This is a genomic window from Actinomadura harenae (assembly GCF_003696215.1).
GTDB lineage: Bacteria > Actinomycetota > Actinomycetes > Streptosporangiales > Streptosporangiaceae > Spirillospora > Spirillospora harenae.
The window spans coordinates 1-4,291 of record NZ_RFFG01000221.1 but is presented as its reverse complement, the minus strand read 5'-3'; the positions used below and the strand labels follow the sequence as shown (position 1 = coordinate 4,291).

At 71.8% G+C, this 4,291-nt stretch carries 5 protein-coding genes and 1 rRNA gene; 3 read left to right on the top strand and 3 right to left on the bottom strand.

Going from position 1 to position 4,291, the window contains the following annotated elements; genetic code table 11:
• Positions 1-563 (bottom strand): MFS transporter (locus EBO15_RS42745; protein ID WP_122200136.1); only part of this gene is annotated, 563 nt, incomplete at its 3' end.
• 90 nt (positions 564-653) lie between these two features.
• On the opposite strand from EBO15_RS42745, the gene EBO15_RS46985 reads away from it, so the two are divergent.
• The 3 genes from EBO15_RS46985 to EBO15_RS42730 all read left to right on the top strand — a co-directional run bounded on the left by EBO15_RS46985 (position 654) and on the right by EBO15_RS42730 (position 3,177).
• The gene (locus tag EBO15_RS46985; protein ID WP_122200135.1) at positions 654-1,448 is read left to right on the top strand and encodes a helix-turn-helix transcriptional regulator; all 795 of its coding nucleotides are present in this window, start codon (positions 654-656) and stop codon (positions 1,446-1,448) included.
• Between the two features lie 188 nt (positions 1,449-1,636).
• Entirely contained in the window at positions 1,637-2,578 is a 942-nt protein-coding gene (locus EBO15_RS42735; protein WP_122200134.1) for a carbohydrate-binding protein, read from the top strand.
• A 47-nt stretch (positions 2,579-2,625) separates the two neighbouring features.
• The gene (locus EBO15_RS42730) at positions 2,626-3,177 is read left to right on the top strand and encodes a GNAT family N-acetyltransferase (protein ID WP_122200133.1); all 552 of its coding nucleotides are present in this window, start codon (positions 2,626-2,628) and stop codon (positions 3,175-3,177) included.
• Here EBO15_RS42730 and EBO15_RS42725 read toward each other — a convergent pair.
• Both EBO15_RS42725 and rrf read right to left on the bottom strand, forming a co-directional pair.
• Positions 3,143-3,706 (bottom strand): dihydrofolate reductase family protein, encoded by a 564-nt coding sequence (locus EBO15_RS42725; protein ID WP_122200132.1) that lies wholly within the window; start codon positions 3,704-3,706, stop codon positions 3,143-3,145. The genes EBO15_RS42730 and EBO15_RS42725 overlap by 35 nt on opposite strands.
• Positions 3,707-4,026: 320 nt before the next feature.
• A 5S ribosomal RNA gene (gene rrf / locus EBO15_RS42720) occupies positions 4,027-4,143 on the bottom strand.
• Positions 4,144-4,291: the final 148 nt, after the last annotated feature.

The following is a 4,291-nucleotide window of genomic DNA, read 5'->3' as shown; positions in this document are numbered from 1 at the left end:
GGGGCCGGGGCCGGGGCCGGGGCCGGGGCCGGGGCCCGCGTCACCAGCACGGTCATCAGCGTCCCCGCGACCGCAGGGACGGCCAGCCACGGCGTCGCGCCGAGCCCGCCGGCCGCCAGCAGCGGCGTGACCAGCAGCGGAGCCGCCGCGAACCCGACGTTCCCACCCAGCGAGAACCAGCTCATCGCGGTGTGGTCGCCCCGCGTGACGGCCCGCGCGAGCCTCGCCGACGCCGGATGGTACGCCGCCACACCGAGCCCGGACAGCGCGACGACCGACCACACGACCGCCCGGTCCCCGGACGTCCCGGCGGCCGCGATCCCGAGCCCCGCGAGCAGCATCGCCACCGGGATCAGCCACGGCATCCGCCACCGGTCCGTGAGCACCCCGAACACCGGCTGGACGACCGACGACAGCAGCGTCGCCGCCAGCACCACCGCCGACGCGGCCGCGTAGCCGTAGTGCCGCCCGGTGACCAGGAACGGAACGAGCGCGGGCACCGCGCCCTGGTAGACGTCCACACAGGAGTGCCCGGCGGACAGCAGGAGGACCGAACGCTTCATGTCCGCCAGCGTCACCGCCCCGCCGCTTGTCGCGCTTCCGACATCTCGCCATCCTGTATCGCAAACCCGCCACCCGACCCGGAGCCCTCCATGCCCGCGAACCGCTCCCCCACGCCCCTCTCCGCCCCCGCGACACGACATCTGCCGGAGGCACCGACGGGGACGCGGCCGCTGAGTCGCGGCGCGGGCGCGAGCGCGCACCGGCACGACAACCCGCAGTTCATCTACGCCCGCGCGGGGGTCGTCACGGTGACGACCGAGGCGGGCGTCTGGCTGGCGTTCCCCGGACGCGGCCTGTGGGTGCCCGCCGGGATCGCCCACGAGCACCGCGCGTTCGGCGCCGCCGACCTGCGCCTCGTCGGGATCCCGCCCTCGGACGCCCCGTCCGGCCACGGCCCCGCGCCCGCGATCATCACCGTCGATCCGCTGCTGCGCGAGCTCGTCCTCGCCCTCACCGCCGAGCCGGACGACGGCGGCCCGGAACGCGCCCGCCTCCTCGCCGTCCTGCTGGACCGCCTGCGCCGGGCCCCGCGCCTGGCCGGGCAGTACGTGCCCGCCGCCCGCGACCCGCGCCTCGCCGCCGCCTGCCGGATCCTCCTGGACGACCCGTCCGAGCAGGCCGGCCTGGCCGAACTCGGCGCCCGCGTGGGCGCCGGCGAGCGGACGCTGTCCCGGCTCTTCGCCCGCGAGCTGGGCATGGGCTTCCCGCGCTGGCGCGCCACGCTGCGCCTGCACCACGCGCTGATCCTGCTCGCCGAGGGCCTGCCGGTGACCACCGTCGCGCACCGCTGCGGCTGGTCGTCGTCGAGCGCCTTCATCGACGCCTATCGCCGCGCCTTCGGCCACACCCCCGGCGCGGCCCGCCGCCACGGCTGGCCACGATAGGCCGTTCGCCCCTTCTGAGGTGCTTGTTCTGAATCGCCTGAAAAATCCCTGAAAAGGGCATTGACACGCGTCCGAACTGATCGCACTCTATGGGTCGGCGGCAGGGGCGATCTTGCTCCCCCGAGCCCCCGCCGCCCGGCCAGCGCGCGCACGCCGACCCGTCCCCCGCCTCCCCAAGGAGTCGTGTGATGCAGCGACGAACCCTGCTCGCGTGCGTGCTCCCGACCGTCCTCCTCACCGCCCTGGCCGCCGCCCCCGCGACGGCCGCCCCCGACCCCACCGCCCCCGTGCCCGCCCGTCCGACGGCCCCGGCGTCCCCGGACCCGACCGCCCCCAAGATCGGACACGTCGCCGGCGCCCGCCCCGTCCCCCACGACGCCCGCACGGCGAAGGCCGCCCGCGCGTTCCGCGAACTGCACGACGCCCGCCTTGGCAGGACCGCGCCCGCGCTCCGCGAGCAGGTCCACGAGTTCTGGGGCGTCGAACCCGCCGCCGGAACCCACGACGGGATCGTGGCGACGCACAGCGTCGACCCGTCCTACCAGGTCTCCTACAGCGACGACTTCACCTACGCGCCGACCACCAAGGCCGCCTCGTCCTGCATGGAGGTCACCACGGTCTACTCCCAGGCCGTCGGCAACGAGCTGTGGGCCTGGGACTGGTGCGGCAGCGGCGGCCCCGCCGTCGAGATCCCCATGGACGCCTCGTTCCAGCGGACCTACACGACGCAGGTGAACGGACACGCCGCCTACACCGTCCAGCTCGTCCGGACGAACCCGTCCACCAACGCCTGGACGGCCTACCTGTACAACTACACGACCGGAGCCTGGAGCTCGTTCTTCAGCAAGTCCGGCACCGACACCAGCGCCCTCTCCTACGGCTGGGACATCTTCGAGATCTACGCCAGCCGCGACCCGTCGACCGGCAACGCCTACTACTGCCAGGACGCCAAGAACGTCGTCTTCGAGAGCAGCTCGATCAAGCTCCGCCGCAACGGCGCCTGGGTCCCGGCGAGCCCGTCCGACTCCCCCTGGCAGCCCGTCGCCACCCCGAACCCGTCCGACTACCTCTGCCCGACCCTGACGTTCACTCGCGCAGGCGCCAACGACCACTGGCTGGTCGGCCAGTAGAAGGTGACCGCCGGGCGACAGCGGCGCCCGGCGGGTAGCCTGACCCGATGCCCTCGTCCGAACGCCTCGTCCTGCGCCGCTGGCGCGAGGACGACCGGGCCCCCTTCGCCGCCCTCAACGCCGACCCGGAGGTCATGAGGCACTTCCCGGACGTCATGACCCGCGCGGAGAGCAACGCGCTCGCCGACCGCCTCGACGCGGCCATCGAGGCCCGCGGCTTCGGCTTCTGGGCCCTGGAGGTCGCCGCGACCGGACGCTTCATCGGCTTCACCGGCCTGTCCGTCCCGCGGTTCGACGCCCACTTCACCCCCGCCGTCGAGATCGGCTGGCGCCTGTCCCGCGACAGCTGGGGCCACGGCTACGCCACCGAGGCCGCCCGCCGCTCCCTCGACGTCGCCTTCAGCGACCTCGGCCTCACCGAGGTCGTCTCGTTCACCGCCGTCGAGAACACCCGCTCCCGCGCCGTCATGCGCCGCATCGGCATGACCCGCGATCCCGACGACGACTTCGACCACCCCAACCTCCCTGAATCCCACCCCCTCAGCCGCCACGTCCTCTACCGGGTCACCCCCGAGAAGCCGGACGAAACCGCAGGTTGACGGCCGAAGTGGGCCCGTCCCCGCCCACGAGCCGCAACCGAACCGGCACCCCACCGGGCTTGTCGAACAGCCGGATCCCATCCCCCAGCAGAACCGGCAGCACATGCAGGTCGATCTCATCGACCAGCCCCCGCTCGATCAACTGCCGCCCGATCGTCGGCGAGAACACCTCCACGTTCTTCCCGCCGGCGGCCTCAAGCGCGATCCGCACCGCCTCGGCCACATCGCAGCTGAGGAACGTCACGTCCTCCGCAGGTTCCGCATCCTCCGGATGATGCGTCAGCACGAAGATCGGCCCCTTCCAGGCACCCCCATAGGGCCGACTCCCGCCGATGGCCGCGTCCCACCCGTCCCGCCCGCCGAGAATGGCCCCGGTGGTCCGCACGTACTCCTCATGCAACCCCGGCCGGACACTCACCCCGGCCATCCAGCCCATGTCGTGCTCAGGCCCCGCGACGAACCCGTCCAGCGACATCGCGAAATGCCAGAGCACCTTCTCGGACGCGGTCTGCGGCACGAACTCCTCCACCCGAAACCCTCCCTCTTGGCGTCGTTCTTCCACCTATCTAGACCCGACGCAAGGCGCTGATTCATCGCCCAACCTCCTTCGGCCTTCCCCGGCAGGGCCGCCACCTCCGCCCTCAGGCACCTCCGACACAGCCCCCGCAGGGGCTGGGGTTCCCCCTCTACCGAGCCTGCTGGCTCATCCCCGCCTACCAGTAGGCCGAACACCAACATCCCCACAAAAAACAAAAAGGCCCCGCCACGAAAATGGCGGGGCCTCCCCCAACACGCGCATACAAAAAGAAGTGGGGCCCGCCACAATGTGGCGGGCCCCACCCAATATAAGTCCGGCGGCGTCCTACTCTCCCACACAGTCTCCCATGCAGTACCATCGGCGCTGAGGGGCTTAACTACCGGGTTCGGGATGGGACCGGGTGTTTCCCCCTCGCCATAACCACCGAACGATCAACGCACAACCCCCACAGAGGGCCGGCAAGTCTCGTCCGAGCCGTTAAAGCTCAGTATTCACATGTACGGAACCCAGTTGTTTTCTGGGAACCACACAGGGACGCGAACATCTCGAACAGCAGCGATTGGTTTGAACGCTCAG

What these genes read in the sequence shown, in the direction of transcription:
- EBO15_RS42735 (WP_122200134.1), top strand. Translation starts at nt 1,637, where the DNA reads ATGCAGCGACGAACCCTGCTCGCGTGCGTGCTCCCGACCGTCCTCCTC.
- EBO15_RS42730 (WP_122200133.1), top strand. Translation starts at nt 2,626, where the DNA reads ATGCCCTCGTCCGAACGCCTCGTCCTGCGCCGCTGGCGCGAGGACGAC.
- EBO15_RS46985 (WP_122200135.1), top strand. Translation starts at nt 654, where the DNA reads ATGCCCGCGAACCGCTCCCCCACGCCCCTCTCCGCCCCCGCGACACGA.